The sequence below is a fragment of the Brevibacillus sp. NRRL NRS-603 genome (genome assembly GCF_003013445.1).
GTDB lineage: Bacteria > Bacillota > Bacilli > Brevibacillales > Brevibacillaceae > Brevibacillus > Brevibacillus formosus.
On record NZ_PXZN01000012.1, the window covers coordinates 446,641 to 465,341 of the forward strand.

Annotated in this window: 19 protein-coding genes; 2 read left to right on the plus strand and 17 right to left on the minus strand. The window is 45.0% G+C overall.

The annotated features are described in order from the left end of the window. Window positions 1-405 precede the first annotated feature (405 nt). Window positions 406-1,215, minus strand: a complete 810-nt coding sequence (locus C7R94_RS09240; protein WP_106780268.1) for a nucleotidyltransferase — start codon at window positions 1,213-1,215, stop codon at window positions 406-408. A gap of 149 nt (window positions 1,216-1,364) precedes the next feature. Here C7R94_RS09240 and C7R94_RS09245 point away from each other — a divergent pair, with 149 nt between their 5' ends. After that, window positions 1,365-2,123 (plus strand): SDR family oxidoreductase, encoded by a 759-nt coding sequence (locus C7R94_RS09245; RefSeq protein ID WP_106780270.1) that lies wholly within the window; start codon window positions 1,365-1,367, stop codon window positions 2,121-2,123. A gap of 53 nt (window positions 2,124-2,176) precedes the next feature. On the opposite strand, the gene C7R94_RS09250 is transcribed toward C7R94_RS09245, so the two are convergent. The 6 genes from C7R94_RS09250 to C7R94_RS09275 form a co-directional block, all read right to left on the minus strand. Beyond that, complete coding sequence (locus C7R94_RS09250; RefSeq protein WP_106780273.1) at window positions 2,177-2,542, minus strand: MerR family transcriptional regulator; 366 nt, start codon at window positions 2,540-2,542, stop codon at window positions 2,177-2,179. 76 nt (window positions 2,543-2,618) lie between these two features. Then, complete coding sequence (locus tag C7R94_RS09255) at window positions 2,619-3,818, minus strand: MFS transporter (protein ID WP_106780275.1); 1,200 nt, start codon at window positions 3,816-3,818, stop codon at window positions 2,619-2,621. 285 nt (window positions 3,819-4,103) lie between these two features. Continuing rightward, window positions 4,104-4,880, minus strand: coding sequence for a CsxC family protein (locus C7R94_RS09260; protein ID WP_106780277.1), 777 nt, complete (start codon window positions 4,878-4,880; stop codon window positions 4,104-4,106). A 98-nt stretch (window positions 4,881-4,978) separates the two neighbouring features. After that, on the minus strand, window positions 4,979-5,839 hold the full coding sequence (locus tag C7R94_RS09265) for a hypothetical protein (RefSeq protein WP_233220507.1): 861 nt from the start codon (window positions 5,837-5,839) through the stop codon (window positions 4,979-4,981). A gap of 199 nt (window positions 5,840-6,038) precedes the next feature. Beyond that, entirely contained in the window at window positions 6,039-6,698 is a 660-nt protein-coding gene (locus tag C7R94_RS09270) for a helix-turn-helix transcriptional regulator (RefSeq protein ID WP_106780282.1), read from the minus strand. A 13-nt stretch (window positions 6,699-6,711) separates the two neighbouring features. Beyond that, the gene (locus C7R94_RS09275; protein ID WP_106780284.1) at window positions 6,712-7,326 is read right to left on the minus strand and encodes a superoxide dismutase; all 615 of its coding nucleotides are present in this window, start codon (window positions 7,324-7,326) and stop codon (window positions 6,712-6,714) included. A 224-nt stretch (window positions 7,327-7,550) separates the two neighbouring features. On the opposite strand from C7R94_RS09275, the gene C7R94_RS09280 reads away from it, so the two are divergent. Continuing rightward, entirely contained in the window at window positions 7,551-8,273 is a 723-nt protein-coding gene (locus C7R94_RS09280) for an EAL domain-containing protein (RefSeq protein WP_106780286.1), read from the plus strand. Between the two features lie 125 nt (window positions 8,274-8,398). Here the strand turns inward: C7R94_RS09280 and C7R94_RS09285 are convergent, their stop codons facing one another. The 10 genes from C7R94_RS09285 to C7R94_RS09330 form a co-directional block, all read right to left on the minus strand. Continuing rightward, a complete protein-coding gene (locus C7R94_RS09285; RefSeq protein ID WP_007729278.1) occupies window positions 8,399-8,587 on the minus strand; it encodes an alpha/beta-type small acid-soluble spore protein in 189 nt (62 codons plus the stop codon). A 64-nt stretch (window positions 8,588-8,651) separates the two neighbouring features. Beyond that, window positions 8,652-9,959, minus strand: coding sequence for a DNA primase (locus tag C7R94_RS09290; RefSeq protein ID WP_106780288.1), 1,308 nt, complete (start codon window positions 9,957-9,959; stop codon window positions 8,652-8,654). 7 nt (window positions 9,960-9,966) lie between these two features. Next, a complete protein-coding gene (locus tag C7R94_RS09295) occupies window positions 9,967-10,437 on the minus strand; it encodes a MarR family transcriptional regulator (protein ID WP_106780290.1) in 471 nt (156 codons plus the stop codon). 20 nt (window positions 10,438-10,457) lie between these two features. Further along, on the minus strand, window positions 10,458-10,721 hold the full coding sequence (locus tag C7R94_RS09300) for a hypothetical protein (RefSeq protein WP_106780293.1): 264 nt from the start codon (window positions 10,719-10,721) through the stop codon (window positions 10,458-10,460). Between the two features lie 115 nt (window positions 10,722-10,836). After that, a complete protein-coding gene (locus C7R94_RS09305) occupies window positions 10,837-11,295 on the minus strand; it encodes a GreA/GreB family elongation factor (RefSeq protein ID WP_233220508.1) in 459 nt (152 codons plus the stop codon). 144 nt (window positions 11,296-11,439) lie between these two features. Further along, entirely contained in the window at window positions 11,440-13,635 is a 2,196-nt protein-coding gene (locus C7R94_RS09310; RefSeq protein WP_106780297.1) for a M56 family metallopeptidase, read from the minus strand. A gap of 14 nt (window positions 13,636-13,649) precedes the next feature. Beyond that, window positions 13,650-14,033, minus strand: coding sequence for a BlaI/MecI/CopY family transcriptional regulator (locus tag C7R94_RS09315; RefSeq protein ID WP_106780300.1), 384 nt, complete (start codon window positions 14,031-14,033; stop codon window positions 13,650-13,652). 163 nt (window positions 14,034-14,196) lie between these two features. Then, entirely contained in the window at window positions 14,197-16,311 is a 2,115-nt protein-coding gene (locus C7R94_RS09320) for an RCC1 domain-containing protein (RefSeq protein ID WP_106780302.1), read from the minus strand. Between the two features lie 77 nt (window positions 16,312-16,388). Next, a complete protein-coding gene (locus C7R94_RS09325) occupies window positions 16,389-16,964 on the minus strand; it encodes a TetR/AcrR family transcriptional regulator (protein ID WP_106780304.1) in 576 nt (191 codons plus the stop codon). 144 nt (window positions 16,965-17,108) lie between these two features. Then, window positions 17,109-18,698, minus strand: coding sequence for a catalase (locus C7R94_RS09330; protein ID WP_106780307.1), 1,590 nt, complete (start codon window positions 18,696-18,698; stop codon window positions 17,109-17,111). Window positions 18,699-18,701 lie beyond the last annotated feature (3 nt).

The window sequence follows — 18,701 nt, forward strand, 5'->3', positions numbered from 1 at the left end:
ATGATTGTTTGGACTCCATACTTTGTTGACCAAAACAGCCAACACCACTTTGCGACTTCTTCATGGGAGAGTGTTCTCGTTCTTGAACGTTCAAGTAGTTGACAAAGACTCTCTTTGCTATGAGGATATTGCCCCAGATTGATCATCTAATACATTCACTTCCATGTTGGATTCAACCCCAAAGCTTCAATGCCCTTGAATTATACCAAAAATAACCACCCCATTCGACACCGAACCCAATCTTGTTTGACTTATCCCTCTAAGGACAGCAGCTTGCGTTAGATACCCATACAAAAAGACACTAGTAGAACGACTCTAGTGTCTTTTTAATCCAATATGTTGCCGTATAAACCTAGCTTTTACATACGCGGGCCAAATTTCACTTTTTTCTTCGACCATCCTCTATTATTCGGTTTGACTCAAATAATCGCGAAGCTTGCCGATCATTTTCTCATCCATGTCAAAAACATAGTGAGGCTCCAATTCTTTCCTCAATTTGTCCACCAGCATCAGCGCATGCGTATAGGCTTGTTCCAACTCCTCTTTCCGTAACCTTGCTGTGATCAATGCGTATTCTTTGTAGGCTTCAGGACTCAAGTCTCTCTCCAAATTCTTCGTGCTGTTTAGCCACCGCTCTACATTCTGCTCATTGATTCTAAGGAGCTGCAACATATACTTTTGCACATAGGTTAACACCTCTAAAGATCGTGCGAGTTCTCCTCTTCTCAACACGTTTATTCCCAACAACCAAGCGTTAACAAAGTTATGGAAAGCAAAGGAAACATTTTCATCTGTCATTCTCTCTGGACCTTTGCCCCCTAAATAATCCAGATATTCTCGCAGCATTCCTGTGTTGTCGTAAATAAACATGGAGTTTGTATCAGGGAAAACTCCCGTCGGCTTGAAGCTTTTTATGATTTCGATTTTTGAGGCTGGCAAGAAATGAAACTCACCTCGGATTAAGTTGGAAAAAATCACGACTTCGGTTCCATGTTCATTGAAAAACATCAAATCGTATGGAGCGATATTGGCGACCCATTGTGTGGATTGAAAAGTCTCAAAAGAAGGGTCTTCTATAAAAATATAAAACTCAACATCTGAATATTGATCTCCCTCTCCCTTCGTAAAGGAGCCGTACATCATACATGATGTGACTTGGGTATCTTGCTTACAAGCTTCTTGAACCGCTTCGATAATCTGCTTCTGTTTTAACATTCCACACACTCCTTTTCAAAAATTTTACAACAGAATTTTCTTTCGGTATACCGTTTACCTAATTTTTGGAGAGCCCTTGACTTTCACATTAGCGTGAACGTTTAGACTACGTTCAGAAAGATAACTCATTCACTCAAGGAGGAACAGAAATGAACAACTATACAGGGAAAAAAGCAGTCGTAACTGGAGGTACACATGGTATGGGCTTGGCCGTGGCAAAAGCATTGCTGGCAGGCGGCGCCGAGGTCATCGTCTCTGGTCGCAATCCGAAAAATGCGGAAGATGCAAAACGTGAGCTGGGCGAACGGGCACATGTTGTGGTGTCTGATGTATCGAGTATGAAGGATGTGCAAGCATTCGGAGACTATGTTGAAAAGCATTTTGGCAAGATCGATTTTCTCCATGTGAATGCAGGCACTTCCATTCTGGAGCCTTTTTTGGAAGTCACTGAGGAGACTTACGATCAGATTTTTGAGGTAAATACGAAAGGGGCATTTTTCACCGTCCAGCGCTTGACGCCGCTTATTCATGAAGGCGGTTCGATTGTATTTACATCTTCCGTAGCAGATGAAGGCGGCTACCCCGGCATGAGCGTATACAGCGCATCCAAAGCGGCATTGCGTTCCTTGGCCTCCGGATTTGCGGTGGAGCTGCTGGACAAGGGGATTCGCGTCAATGTTGTGAGTCCCGGTTTCATTGATACGCCATCTATGGGAGTTGCCGGTTTTACGGATGCAGAACGCGTTACCTTTCAGGAGCTTGGCGACAAGGTTACACCAATGAAACGTCATGGATCATCAGAAGAAGTGGCCAAAGCTGTTCTATTCCTCGCCTTTGACGCTACCTTTACGACTGGTGCGAGGCTAACTGTGGATGGTGGCATCGGTCAAAACTTGCATTCCTTGTAAAAAGACGGCCCCGGAGCAACTGATCGCTTCGGGGCCGTGACCATGACCATGAACTAGCTCGTAACCTTTTTTCCACGGGTAATGGAAATTTGCCTCTCCAGGGTTTTCTTCCACTCCTGGAGTGCCTCAATTTGTTCGTTCACTCTGCTGAGCTTTTGTTCATAAATCGCCAGCATTTCCTCGCAATATTCGTAATCGTCGGGTGATGCCACTTCCCCTCTGAACACCGTTTTGATTTCATCTGCTGTTAAGCCCAGCTTCAAATACAGTTGAATCATCTTAACACGGTTGACTGCCGATTCATTGAAATAACGGTAGTCATTTTCCAGTCGTTCTGCCTGTAGCAAGCCCTTTTCTTCATAATGGCGGATTGACCGGGTACTGACATTGGTTAATTGGGATAATTCGCTTATTTTCACGCTGCAAAGGTCCTCCTCGTATGAGATTGCTATCCCAATTATATGCCAAAATGTCAGGGTATCCATATCGATTTGATTACGAATCGATCCTTGTATTTTCGCTGATTTTTGACCTGCTTTTGACGAAAAGCAACGTTGCTCCCATCAGCATCACAAATAATGCTACTACGGCAAAAGGCAAATACTTGTTCAGCTGGTAAAGACTTGTGCTGAGAATCGGTGCGATGACAGCGGAGATTCCTTGAACCGATGCAACAAGCCCCGCAACGCCTCCTTGCTGTTCACGATCAACAGCAAGGGAAGCCCCTGCCATAAACCCAGGCATCATGAGCCCAGCTCCTACACCAAACAAGAAAAAGGCTGCGTAATAGATGATCACATTGATGAAGAAAAGAAAGAGAGACAAGCTGATTATTAAGAGCACTGCCCCGCAAAGAATGAGCGATCTCGGTTGCCATTTTGGATTTTTCATTTGCAGTCCTTGTGTGACAATCATCGCTACGCCAGAAATCATAAGACCTACTGATAACATTCTGGCGGTTTCCTTTGTTGTCAAAGACAACTGATCCTGAAAATAAAACCCTCCAACGACTTGTAAGGTGATAATGCTGAGCATCGTTGCCAAACCGGCAAACAAATATAAGGGGAGACCCTTTTGAAAAGGATTTACCTTGGGAGGTTTTTCGTGAATAATGGGTTTTTGAGCCGGAATCAAGAAGCATACGATGCCTAATGCGACAAGCGGCAACAGTGCACCAATGTATAACGGCCAGATCAGACCGATCAGCGCAAAGGCTGCAGCAATCGCTGGACCCAGAACAAGACCCATCCCATTGGCTGCACCGATTAAAGCCATTCCTGCCGCTCTGCCATTTTCGCTCGTAATATCCGCTATATACGCCTGCGCGGCAGATGGAACCGCCGGGATAAACATACCGATCAATCCCCGTGCCACAATGAGCAATACAACGAGAAGCCCGCCACTAAGTACCTGCGATAATCCTGCATACATGGTCGCTGTGAACAAAACATAGCTCACAAACATTCCGAGGAAACCAATGACAATGACCGCTTTCCTTCCCTTAAGATCACTTAACCGCCCCCAGACAGGCGCCATCACAGCCATTGCAATTGAACCGAGTGAAATAATGATGCCAGAGTGAATTTCACTAAGGCCTAATTCACGGATAAGCGGTGGCATTACAGGGACAATAATCATCAAGCCCACCATCGCGACAAATACACTCAAAAATATACTAAAACGGATTCGAAACATCGCACATCCTTCTCCTTCCATAGCGCACGCTTTTTATCAAAATCGTAAGAGAAATACGTGATCGCTACTACCTAAGAACGGAGAGTTTATGCCCCGAAACGGATTTTGTTTGTCGCTGTGCTTGATTAAATCTTTTCCGCATGCTATTACAGTGGATCCAAGTCCGTGAAAAGTTGCCGTCCGTGTTCCGTCTTCACCGCGTTTACGTGAAACCGATGACTTCCTTATGAAAAAAAGAGACACCCAGTATCCCTGTAGTGTCTCATCCACGCTCTCTTTTTCGAACTACCATTTTTTCTTAGGTGGACATATTGGTGGCGGAAATGTCGGTTTTGGTGGTGGGGTCGGTGCTGGGGTCGTTGGAATAGGAACTTGTTGATCCTGCAAAACTTTTAGACCAAGACGCAGAACGATTTTTTCACGGACGGTCGAGAAAGTTTTGGTTGTGTCTTTGCACCGCTTACTTTCCAAACCGATGTCTAATTCGGTGAATTCCGTGAATACCAGCTCACAATACGGTCTCTCGTTGTAAAATTTTCGGTTGCCGAACAAACCTACGTTAATCTTGGCCGCATGACCTGATTTATTCAAATATTCTCCGTGTGACTCGAAATCTGGTGCCAGTTGCAACGTCGGTCCCGTAGCCGGAAAGGTCAAATCCGTACAGAAATCGAATGGTATCAGCGCCGTTGTATGTCGTACATCACCGCATACAGCAGTTCCTGTGGCTTGATCGACTGTGGTGTACTCGATATTTTTGCGAATAAAACCACTGACGAACAACTTTGCAGACAACGGGTTGAATGTAGGAACCAGCTCACATTGCTCCAGAATGACACTCTTCAATACCCGAATGATCTCAAGTGCAGGCCTCTCCAAATGGACATTAGCCTCCACACATACGACAACAGCCGTTTCTGCCAACGTTACAGGTACTTTAATCGTTTTAGGAAAAATGGTTTCGGTGGAAGCCATTCCAAACACACGGGCGTTTTCCACCGTGCAGCTATTTTGCGTAACTTGAGTTTGGCCACAATTACAGCCTTCGCCATGTATACCCATCTTTACACTCCCCTTTATCACCAACCTGTTCTCTTTATATTATATGGACTAGACTCAATATGGATTTGGCTGATGCCAAGCGTTATCTGCCCTTTTTTCTAGTAAAGACTGTTTACCTTTTTCGCTATGTATGGAGGCGGAACGGGAACCAGTTGTTTCCGATACCACCATACACGACCGCTAATGGTTGCCAAGCCGCTGAACTCTTTCCATTCCGATTGCGAATGGGTGAGCGGATCTGCCATGATGTTGATTTGCCATTCTCCCGTCTCTACCCATCTATTCGTTGGACAAGATGGTGCTGTGAGGACAAGTGCGCTTGTTCCTACATTTGCCTGCGGTAAGGATGGTCGTAATACTGTCGAGGTAAATGGAATGCGAATCGTCTCATGCTCTAATTTTTCCGAATGAACAGTGACCCCCAAACCCTTGATTTCCAACTCACCTGACAGCCAGACGATCTTTTTGCTATCATCGTGGCGAACGTGCTGGACATCGATCTTAATTTGGCATTCCACCTCTTTCCACTCAAGCTTCCAGGGTACACGTAAGGAATGGGCCCACTCGACGTCCCAAATTTCTTCTAGGAAAGCAACCTGCATGAACGATTGACTCGCACGTTCCACGTAGACTACTTTTGCTTGAATGGGTTCTTGCTGAGCACTGTTGCTATCTTGTTTATGTTCCTTGGCATCCATAGGGGTGGGGGTGGTAGTGGGATGCGGGGAGACTTGTTCGGTAGCTGTCTGATTGACCGGAGGCGTAGATACGTGGTTTCGCTTGCCCTTAGGTTTCTTGGACCGATACATTTTCTGCTTATCCATGGCACTTGTCTGAGGCTGCATCTGTTCCTTCGGTGTGACAAAGAGGAGCGGGAGTGATGCACTTGACTTTTTCAAGGAGCCTCGCTGTTTAAGGATTGGTCTTCTATTCTTAGGATTTTTCTTGACGTTTGGCATGTCCTCACTCCTTTCCATCAAAATACACCTCTCTTTATCCATACGTGATCGCCCGTCTGGTTGTATAGACACTTGCCCTTTCGGCAAACAATTCGTCTTCCGCAGTTGCCCGCCTTGCCAAAATTATGTATCTCCGACAGATCACCCCCCCTTGCTTACAACAAAAAGACACCCGCCCTTGTAACGGATGTCTCGCTCACTACGTTTCTTCATTGCTCAGCTTTTCTTTTATTAGGTAACGGCATTTCACTTGTCCTTCTGCCATACACGAGGTACGCTCTACATGCGCGTCTACTAGCGATTCAAACAAGGAGAGCTCGCATTGACATGCTTGGCGAAAGCGAATGGCTACTTGTAAGAGAGGACAATTTGCTTCTTCAAGCGTATACAAACCCTCCCTGATTTTTTCCAAGTGAGGCATGAATCCTTCTTCATTTTGTATGCTCGCCAATATTTTCACTCGCTGGTCAAAACCTTGTCCTCTCATTACCTCCCGATAGTTTTGTAACACACGTGCCATCCGCTTCTCAAATAGTTGATCGACAAAAGCTTCCCCATACAAATCCTGAATGCCTGCCACCATTTCTGTAGCCAAATCGCTGTAGTGACGTGGAAATAAATATTCCGCAGTATTCGTCAGATGATACACATAGGCTGGTCTGCCCGTTCGCTTACGAACGATTCGAGACTCAATATACCGCTCTTTATGCAAAACATCTAAATGCTTACGCACCGCGACTTTTGTTATGCCGAGATGCTTTGACAGTTCTTGGACATCGACCGAACGGCGCTTCTTAAGCAATATCAAAATTTCACGCCGTTTTTCCTGTTCCTGAAAATAGACCGCATGTCTGTTCATTGTTGGACCTGCCTCAACGGATTGCTTTGTTATACAAACGATTGACTTCCTCCCAATTGACCACATTCCACCACGACGAGACAAAATCAGGACGTTTATTTTGGTATTGCAAGTAATAAGCATGCTCCCACACATCTACGACCAATATGGGCGTTTTCTTTTCCATAAAAGGAGTATCCTGATTAGGCGTGCTCATCACTTCCAACTTGTCTCCGTTGACTACAAGCCATCCCCATCCTGATCCGAAACGACTCACAGCCGCTTTTGTCAATTCATCCTTCATTTGCTCAAAACTTCCGAAATACTTCTCGATCCCTTTCGCAATATCCCCTGTTGGTTTCCCGCCGCCAGTCGGACTCATGATCGACCAATACAAGCTGTGTCCATAATGCCCGCCTCCATGATTTCGAACTGCCATGCGGATGTCTTCCGGGATATCCTCCAAGTTACTGATTAGTTCTTCGACTGACGCATTCCTGAACTGCGAGTAGTTTTCTAAGGCCTTGTTTAAGTTGGCTATATACGTAGCGTGATGCTTTCCGTGATGAATTTCCATCGTTCTCGCATCCAGATAGGGTTCCAGCTCATCATAGCGATATGGCAGTTCCGGTAACGTATAGGCTTCCATTTCCTCTCTCCTCCAATCTTGATTGTCGGTTACAAGCCTAGTTTACAAGATGAAAAATATTTTGTACATAGCCAAAAATGTTTCCTTAATGCAAAATATAATTATGTGGGAAGCTTGCATTGCAAAGCATACCGCTCTGTTGTAAAATATCGACAAATTATCTTTCCTAAAGGAAACAATTTTTCCTCTATTCAAATCTTTAGTACAGGAAGGAATATGATTCCATGAACGTTGTATTGGAAAAGGAACCTCCATATCCTGTTTTTCAGCCCCTAGTGCATTTGACGACAGGACAATTTTTCGGATATGAAGCACTTCTTCGCTCAGCTTCACACCGTACACCAGAAGTCCTTTTTCGAAAGGCTCGTGCAGAAGGATGCTTATATGAATTGGATACGCTGTCGATGAAAAAAGCAATGGATTCATACTTTACGAGGGTGACTTTTCACGATCACGTCCCGCTCTTGTTCATCAACGTGTTTCCTTCTACGTTGTTGAACCCTTCCTTCCTATCGTTTATTACGGAGGGGTTGTTTGGATCGTGGAACCGACGAGTTGTCTTGGAAATTAACGAGGCCAATGAAGAAGACAAGATGTGGGAGATAAGATTGTTGGGGCAAAAAATACGTGAGCTGCGTCAGCATGGATTTCTGATCGCATTAGATGATGTCGGTTCGGGTGCCGCTTCTTTAAAAAAGATCGTGGAGTATGAACCAGATATCGTTAAGCTCGACAGGTACTTTGGCAAGCAATTGTCCTCCATACCGAATAAGCAAAAGCTCGTCTCGCTTTTCGTCCAATACTGCCAAGATCATACGCAGCTTGTACTGGAAGGAATCGAAGAGCCGGAGGACTTAGCTGTCGCTTTGGCGCTTGGGGTACCTGTTGGTCAAGGGTTTTTGCTGGGGCACCCAGAACCACTTCAAGTAACATCAAAAAGACGATGAAAACTTTCTCATCGTCTCTCGTGTCCGACTATTTTCCTGCCGGCTCCATGGAAGCATTCCGTACATGAGCCACATATTCTTCTGCAGTGTATGTAAGCGAAAGCAAAATCCCTCACAAGGAGGGACTACAGACGAAACATTTGCTGTTCCGCGTATTGTACCAAACGCTTCGTCATCTCTCCGCCGACAGAGCCATTTTGACGTGCCGACGTATCTGCGCCCAACTCGACTCCAAATTCAGCAGCGATCTCGTACTTTAATTGATCTAATGCTGCACGAGCTTGTCCATACACCAAGGAATTCGAACGTGCCATTGCTGTTCACCTCTGGTTGTCATTGATTGAGTGATGGTAGTATGTGCAGATTATGGGAGTGTATTCAAACATGCTCCGACCGCAGTCTTTGTTCTTTGGAAACGACACCACTCACCACGTAAACTGGCGCGCCTTCCTCCGAATACACTTTTCTGGCAATGTTCGTTTGCTCCCATTTTTCTAATAACATTGCTGCCTCATCCATGGTGATCCTGGCATTGTAAGCCAACTCGTAAACAGCTACAGCACCGCCCTTCTTCGTAGCTACTTGCAGTGCGATTCGCTCGATTCTCTCTAGCTCCGGTTTTTGTGAGAAGGCAAAATAACCGTAGATTCCTCCTATGATGGTACAAGCGAGAATGAAGATAAGGCTGTTCCAATGTACAAGGGCATAGCCGCCTACATAGCTGAAGACAAATGCTAAACAGCTAAACAGAAGAAATTTCGACCTTTTATCGATCCATGCAGGGATCGGATTATACTCTTCGTCGTATTCGTACACTTCCGACTCATCCGTATAATTGGGAAAGAGATAGATGATTCCCCCGTCTTCTTGATGCGTAATCGAGCAGTAATTTCTTTTGTGCCATTTATCGATCATAGGCTCCATCGATTGATAGCTTTCATGCGTATAATAAGGAATCTCTTTCGGATTGAGTTCCCCTTCATTATCCATGACATACGTCAAAACATCGTGTTCCGAATGGCGTTGATCCGCCTTTCGATGGGAGGACAATAGGTAACGTCCGATAAAAACGAGAAAGATGAGTGCAGTAATTGCAGCATAGAGATACTCGCTCAGGTTTAGTAAGATCTGTTCTTCGGAGATCATAATCAATGTGCCAATAACTGTAAGTAAGACACCACGAACGATTCTTTTTTTGCGTATGCGCTGCGTTCGTTCGAGCTCTAGTGTTTCCTCATCATCAGCCTCCTCGTTATCGTCACTTTCATAAGGCATTTGTCCGTATACGTGATCATCCAACTGATAGACGGCCATCTTGCCAGGTAAGGAGGACGTCCTCAGAACCTTTCGTTGTTCCATCTCTTTCAGAATTTGCTCACACTGCGATAGCGGCAACTGCGACTCCAGAGCAAACGATGCAACAGTGACGACTCCATGATTACGATTGGCGACCGTCATTGCAACGGCTTGCTGTGTTCGTTGCATTTGCCTTTTTGCCAGTCTTTTTCCTTCCATGTAAAAGAACGCGTAGCTAATGGAAATGAGACTCATGAAAATTGCTAAGAAGATTGTGTTGTCTAAGATTTGATAGATGCCATCAATGACAAAATAACCGATAAACAAGCCAAGTATGAGAAAAACGCCAATAACAAAAAGAATCACCAAGCTCCCTAAAAATTTATTCATTCGCCCCTCATTCCTCACCTTCAGTAAAACCCGCGAAATAATAAAGAATGTCACCCTTCTCGGTTACACTTAGGTCAGCGAAACCGTCTTTTTGAAGCTTACTTAAAATATTTTGGGCTTTTTGTATCGTAAGCGCAGATTGGGACGCGATATCCGCTGCCGTCACATAGCCCTGCTGATCACGCGCAAGGGAAAGAATAAACAGGATGTTCTCAGACTCGAGGCTTTCACGAAACTTGAGCTTTTTAAGCCCTTTTGATTTTGCCCTTTTGTATTTGATTTCAAGTGGCAGTCCAAGGATGAAACCAAGTGTCATGGCATTCACCACATAATGTAAGGCTGTCATTTCATAAGGAATGTACGCTTCATATCTGTCCCCATAAAAAAAGAGCAAAAAACCTTCCACATAAGGTTGTAGGATCGGCTGCATCCAGAGAGATAACAACCAAATGCAAATTATCATCCCAAAAACAATCATGAAATCCCTTCTTTATCACTCTATTTTTTTCCATGTTTCTCGAAGCCAACCCTGGAAGGGAGATTCTTTACATCCTCACTATGATAAGCATGGATGATATCCGGTACATACGCTTCCGTCAATCGAATGCCTTCAAGAATCATTTCCTTTTCTTCTTTTGACACGCTGAAAAACGGGGCACCGCATTTTTTGCAAGCCATCACCCACCGATCCTCTAACTTTTGCAGGCGTTTCATATCCCATTGCACGTCTTGCTCACATGTTGGGCATGCAATGATTTTCATCGTCTTTCCCTCCTGTCCGCACAGCTTCCTTTTCTTGCATTTTACTAGAATGCACAAAAAAAGACACTAACCCGTGTTAGTGCCTTCTCATGTAATCGATGCAATGGGTAGATTCCTAAGGTGACGAGAATCCCCCCATATATGTAAAGCTTATCTCCCGAACCTGCACCTGTTGCCTGCCAACCGGACTTTCCAGCACAACAGAATCGTGTGGAGCCGCTAGCAGTAGCTGCCTGCCTATGGGCGATAAGAATGAAATTCTGTTGTTATCCGGGTCAATGTCTGTGGGATAAACCACCGTAAATGACTCCTCAAATTGATCTTCTTCAAATAGTACTTTTACGCTGCTGCCTAATAACGTAATTGCTTTAAGTGATTGAAAGAGTGCACTGTCTTCTTTGGCCAGAAGGCTTTCAAGTGTTTGCTTGTAACGCTCGACAATCTCATCGATGGCTTGCTTTTCTTTCCCATAATTGCGTACATATTGATCGTAAAAAAGAGAATACTGCTCGTCAAAAAAGACCAGCTGGTTGATCAGATGACTTCTGGTGCCATTCAAAATACTAGGGTTCATAGTAGATTTCACCCCCCAGTTGCTTTTCATAAACATGTTTGATGAACGTAATGTTCTTCATCGGAAAAACCCTCCTTAAAAAAATAGCCCCCGAAGGGACTCTCATCATTGTATCAATAATTTCAAAATGATTCCATCGACTGTTTAGAAATGCATTTCAATCGCCTTTTCCTTTACCAGAGCTGCTACCACTTGCTGTTGTACCTCCTCTTCCACTTCTTTGAACGTCACTTTATAGCAGACATCCTCTTTTAGCCAAAAATAAGTATGGTTGAATTTCTCTTTTGGGGTACTCATTGTATCATCGATTTTATACGGTGCTGTGCGGAATACTTCTTGGCCACTGATGTTCAAAGGAGTGACAGGAACTTCAAATTTTACCCCGTCTATTCTCTCAAAAGGGACCTTTTTTGTTTTTCTCATGTTTTCCACAATGGATTTGTCCTTGATTTGGGCAAACAGCACAATCGTTTTTGGTTTTTCAGGATTTTCAAACGTGATATGAATGGTGCGCTTGTGTTTATCCTCTTCGTTTTCAGGGTAACTAAAATTGAGCTTTTTACTGACATAAGCATCTGTCGCTTTATAACCGGATGGCAAATCCAAAGGAAAAACGGGAGCAAAGCCGATTATTTCTGAGAAATACTCCAGATCCTCTAAATCAAGGATGTCGCTATTCATAAAGTTGTAATTGACGTACCTTTTTCTCAGTTCTTCATTTGGCGATTGAAACGATCCGATGATTTTTACGATCTCCTCATTTTCTAAGTGGCCATCTACTTCGATAGAATAATAGAGACCTTCATCACTCCAGAAATATAATACTTCTTGATCGATAGAACCTTCACCAGAAGTTGTCTTTCTTATGATAACTTTTACGGTTTTTCCATTCGCGGATAGGTCTTCTTCTGCTGAGAGTGTGGAGATGGTACTACCGTCTTCCGATCTTACTTGTAAAGATTCCCGGGTCCTTTCGACTGTGCTCGTTTCTATTTTGAGCCGGGTGTCGGGACTTTGAAAAAAATGGAGCACGCTGTTATCCAAAGGTTCAGATTCCTCCGAGCGATAGATAATGCTGTTTTGATAGGTAACTTCTGGTGGCAAATAAGACGGAACTTTGAAAGTAAAACCAGCAAGTTTTTCAGCTTTTTCCAGCCGAGTCGTCCCCTTGACGGGTGTTTCCCCAAACAAGGGGCGCATTTTATCCTCTTGTTTTACAGGCATCTGAAGTGTTGACGGCTCTGCTGCGTTTGTAAGTGTGACTGCACTAATAACTAGCCCGCATGCAATGGCTACTGCTGATAACTTTGCGGAGCCTTTTTTGAACGTGGAAATCATTTGAATTCTCCTTTTCATTTGATTAGAATGATGGGAATGGTGAAAATAGAGTGGATACGGCATGGGTCTTTTCTCTGAAATCTGTCTCGCAAATGAAAGCAGTGTCATGCCATAGGGAATCGATTCTTTTTCCCCCAGAATCTCCAAAACATATTCATCACACGCTAGCTCCATATCTGCCTTCATTTTTCGAATCCATACCCATACTAGCGGATTCATCCAATGGATCGCGAGTGCGAGGGAGCCGAGGAAGCTCCACAGCAAATCTTTTCGTTTGTGGTGAGCGAGCTCATGTGCAAAGACGTGATACAGCTCAGCATCTGACAACGATTGGTATACATCCCGCGGACAATAAACCCATGGTGAAAAGATCCCCGAGATTAGCGGTCCCTTCGCAAGTGTTCCTGTATAGACGGGCATTTCCCTTTTTACTCCAAACCTCTCTCTGCACGCATTCATGATGGTCGTTACTCTTTCATCTGTCACCCGCATCAAAAAGCGTTCTTTGGTGTGCATGTCATACAGGTAAATGAATAGTCTCGCTAACAAAATGACTACGCCGATAAGCCACACTACCGCCAAAATCTGAATATAGGCAGCATGAGTGGATGCAGTGCCCATTTTATTATCCTCGGCAGCTTCGACTTGCATGCCCCCGCCATTCTCTCCTTGTACAGCCAAGCCAGTGTTAGCTGGAACGCCACGAGGTTCCGTTTGTATCACTTCTGGTGCGGTAGAGGCAGAGAGCGGCTGGGCGACCGATATCCCGTTACTTGCCAACCCGTTACTCGCCCAGGAAATCCAAGTGAAGAGGCTAAATGAACTCTCCGGCAGCACAGGAATCATTAGGCGAGCCAAAACGATGAACCATAACAAATGATGCATGCGCCAGCTGATCGCTTGGCGAACTCCTTTTTTTATGGCTACCAGCAAAATAGCTACCAGGCTCGCCCCCAGCGAAGCATAGCATATCCACAAAAAAACATTCCCTAGAATATCCATTTACTGCTCCCTCATCACTGCTTCTTCTTTTGTTTTTCTGTCAGTATTTTTTGCAGCTTGTCGATTTCTTCGTTGGATAACTGCACATCTTCGAGAAAATTGGTCATCATCGTGCCTGCTGCCCCGTTAAATACTCGTTTCAAAAAGGATTCGCTTTCCGCACGTTTGCATTCATCTTCTTGGACGAGTGGGAAATATCGGTAGCTGCGGCCAGATTTTTCATAGCTGATTGCCTTCTTTTTGAGCAGCCTGTTCAAAAACGTGCGTACCGTTTGCTCTGTCCATTCGATATCGGCTGGTAAGCGCTCTATGATTTGCTCCGCTGTCGCTGGGTGGTCTCGCCAAATCACCTTCATAATTTCCCACTCAGCCTCCGATATTTTCGGCATGTTGCTCATCACGTTGTCACCTCTTAGATTTACAGTTGTAAATTTAACTTCTGATAAAATATTACAATTGTAAATACAAACTGTCAACCATCTTTTTCCAAGCATTCAAAAAACGGCAAAAAAGAAGCACAGTGGAAATGAATGCTCCACCGTGCCGTCTCTTTCCCGTTTTTTATTGTCTGACCATACCTGGTTGAAGCTCAGCTTTTCCGTATGGATTACCGCCGATCAATACGATTTTATCATCTTCGGTGACCAGCACATGATAATGCGAGCCTGGTCCTTCAATCGCATAGTTATACGAGGAGGAAATCAGTTTAACGGGAGCCGCCACTTTTTGCTTTTGAAGTGGTTCCCAATCATGCTCGAAGATTTGCCCATCCTTAGTAATCCGTAAACGTCCGCTTATCATAGCAATGCCTTCCTCCGTTTTGGGTTCCAGCTTCGCTTTGATGGCTCCAGCGTCATTTCCTTCGTTCTCAGGGTAAACCTGAATTTCCTGAACCTTGCCTGCATCATTGATTGCCCAAACGGATGCGATATCCTTTGTATGACGGACAAAATATTCAGGCGCAAGCTCACGAATTCCTTCCAAACCAGCTATTGGCGCAAATGAAGTGAACGGTTCATCATTCTTCTGTTCTGCGTACAATACCTGACCATTTTTCGTCACAGCAAAGAACGTATAAAGATTGGCATAAAGCTTGGTTACGTCCGCAGCCATTTTTGGATCGATCTTCAGGGTTTCTACTTTTTTGGGGCGCAAGTTCTTAATGATATATCCCCCACCGCGTTCTGCGGAATCATAACGGAATTCCACAGTCAGGAATTGGTCATCTTCCGTACGCAACAAGAGATGCTTCTCTCCACCAACAAAATCCTTGATGCGAGAAGGCAACGCCAATGTGTCACAGCTGCTAAATTCACTTGTCCACAACTGGATTTGTCCCTTCTCATTCAAGGTAACCGGAGAATCCAGGATGCTATCCATTGTTTTTACTTTCGCAGGTCCTTTCACTTCATATGGCACACGATCGGCGCCAAAACCCCATACAGAACCATCCTTACGAACGAAGTACGGTCGATCCAGCTCGGTTACTACCTGTTTTACATCACGTAATTCGCCCAATTCTGTCCATTTGTCAAAGGTAACAGGGATTCGCCCCAGTTGTCCTGTCATATTGCTGCCGAATGAATAGACGTTCCCTTTTTTATCGAGAGCAATCACATGGTCGGTACCCGCTTTTACGTCTGTAACATCAGCAAGACCTGCTATTTTGACAGGCTTCTCGATCTCATTTTCCAGATTCGCACCGAGCATTCCAAGTGTATTATGTCCCCAGCCCCAAACAGTTCCGTCCGCTTTTACGATCAAGTACAATCCTTCTCCGCCAACTGCCATCCGCGTGGCACCATCAGCATCAGCAGCACGCACTACTTTTTCATTTTCTTTTGCATCGTAGCTGTACACTTCGCCCTTTTCTGTTTGGATCAAGGCGCGATCCTTGTAATCCACGGCTACCTGTTTGACTTTTCCGGGGATATCCATTACCTGCAGATTTTCAGTGTTCAGCTCTCCGGATTTGCCATCGAGATAAAGAAGCTTCCCTTGGTCATCTACCAGAAACAAGGAAAAGGCTGAGCTCTGCATGTCACGGATATTCGAGAGCTTCGTCACCTTTTCGGCTGCTTTCGCTCCTTTTTCCCATTTCAGTACAGTACCGTCTTCTTTCAGTAAAAAGAGTACGCCTTCATGAAGGTCGAGCTGTTGAATGTTCTTGATTTTATCCAGACCGGCCAGTTTTTCTGGTGCTTTCTTCTCATCGATCCGCCATACTTCACCGGTGCTCGTGAGGACATAATCCGTCATGACTTGCTTGGCATCTTTGATCCCGGCTAGCTTGTGCGGTTCATACTTCTTGTCAGATTGAAAGCCCCATTTCCACACTTGACCATCCTCGGTGAAGGCATAAGAAATGCCTGGCCTCCATCCATAGCCTGCTTCATCAAAAATGACGCCTGTTGCAATCGAAGTAATCCCTTCCAGCACTGGCTTATTTTCCAATTCCTTCCACGGCTTTGGTGTCATGTTCGAAAGATCCGCTTTCGCATTATTTTGACTGCAAGCCTGTAGCTTCACCTCGGTATTGCCCGTCGCGCCAACCGATGCTTCTACTTTTTGGGTAGCTACCTTTGCAGGGGATGCAGCAACGACCCCACCCATCGTCAATAGGGAGAGTACCGCGGTATAGCTCAATAATGCTACCCATTTCTGTGTTCGTACCATCATGAATCTCCTCGCCATCGTCTAATGTAAACAATTGTAAGACGCTGGCAACTCGAATTGCGTCACTGTTTTTTCGATTACTTTAGCACGCTTCTCACTGTTTCAGTCCAGATATCCCTCTGATCGAGCTCAATCCCCATCAGCATGTAATTACTGATGTTATCGACGACGAGTGCTAGAATATGAGCTTTTGCTACGACACGATCAGGCTTGACGACACCTAACTCTATCCCTCGCTCCAGTAAGGAGGTAAAGCCCTGCAAAAAATCTTCTTGCATCAGACGCAGCTTGTCACGGTACTTCTCTTTTTGACTGACAGACAGCAGAAATTGATTGAAGACACGTAAAACAGCATAGTCCTCTTCCTCGCTCGGCAATAGCTTCAACCCATTTTCGATAAGGAGTTCCGCGAAATTATCAGCTGTAAAATGCGTTATCGTGAAAAAATGGGAAAATGTATAACTTCCAAACAGTTGATCAAACAAATAATCGAGAAGTGCTTCCTTTGATGCAAAGTGGTAGTAGATCGCCGGCTTCGTGATCCCTACTTCTGTAGCAATCATCGTCAGACTCGTCTTTTCAATCCCATGCTCCGCAAACAATTGAAAGGCTGCATCTACAATATGTTGATGTGTTTTATTATCCTTTGACATGAATGTCGTCTCCTTTGGTAAATCGATCCGATACGTTTTAGCCTACTGATTGTTAAGTAAAATTGCAACCAGATACAAAGAAGAGCTTTACCATGGATTCGGCAAAGCTCCGCTGTTCATTCATTTCTGTTGTTTATTGGGTCATCAGTAAGGCTTAGACGGGCGAGACTCCTGTTCGGCTTCCTTGACAGCCGCTCCGGGATTCGTTGCGCCCATCGGTCCGCCCATCTCTTTGCTGTTTCCGCCATTGCCCTGTGCGATTCCAGCTTTCAAACGCTGACCGTACTCCTCGTCACATTGCGAGAAGTAGCCAAGCATTTTCTCTTGAATGCGAGGATCACAGGAGAGGAGTGCATCCGTTAGATTGGCAAGGAGGTCTTCTCTTTCCCAGTCTTCCATGAGGCGATAACGTTCTCCCGCTTGTTTGAAATCGTTGGTTCGATCAATCCTTTGACGAACGACCTTCCCTTCCACTTCTGGCTGATGATCAGGAGCTGCTTGCCTGGCTTCCTGCAATCCGCCAATCGTTGACGGCTCGTAGTTAATATGCCGCTGGGTCCGATCGACTCGATACAGCATTTGACCGCCTTCCTGATTCGTAGCTACATGCTTTTTGGGAGCGTTGACCGGAAGCTGCAAATAGTTGGCGCCAACCCGGTAACGTTGCGTATCAGAGTAGGAAAAGGTCCTTCCTTGCAGTAGCTTGTCATCAGAAAAATCAAGTCCATCCACTAAAACACCTGTCCCAAAAGCAGCTTGCTCAACCTCAGCAAAATAGTTATCCGGGTTTCTGTTCAAAACCATTTTGCCTACCGGAAGAAAAGGGAACTGATCTTCAGGCCATATTTTCGTAGGATCAAGCGGATCAAAATCGAGCTCAGGATGATCGTCATCACTCATGATCTGGACGCACATTTCCCACTCCGGATATTCTCCTCGCTCAATTGCTTCATACAAGTCCTGCGTGGCATGATTGAAGTTTTTCCCTTGTATTTCTTCCGCCTGTTTTTGTGTTAAATTCTTAATCCCTTGCGCTAACGGCTGCCAATGGTATTTGACCAGGACCGCTTTTCCTTCATGGTTTACCCACTTGTACGTGTTTACGCCAGAGCCTTGCATTTGCCGATAGTTCGCTGGTATTCCCCACGGGGAGAACAAAAACGTGATCATATGCATGGCCTCAGGCGTATTCGAGATGAAGTCAAAGATCCGTTCCACATCTTGAATATTTGTGACAGGGTCAGGCTTGAACGCATGTACAAGATCAGGAAACTTCATCGCATCCCGAATGAAAAAAACTTTGAGGTTATTGCCAACCAGATCCCAGTTCCCGTCCTCTGTATAAAACTTCACTGCAAACCCGCGTGGATCGCGCAATGTTTCGGGAGAATGTGTACCATGATTAACCGTAGAAAACCGCACAAACACAGGTGTTTTTTTCCCTCGCTCCGAAAACAGCTTTGCCCTCGTGTACGTAGAAATCGGCTCATTACCTACGGTTCCATACGCTTCGAAATAGCCATGTGCTCCTGCACCTCGACTATGCACGACACGCTCAGGTGTTTTCTCACGATCAAAATGCGTGATTTTTTCAAGGAAGTCGTAATTCTCCAGAACGGTTGGCCCGCGATTTCCAACAGTCCGCAAGTTCTGGTTGTCTGTGATCGGATGGCCTTGGCGATTCGTCAGGATATTTTCTTCTGACTGGTTAATGGACTTGCTGTTGTCATCCATATG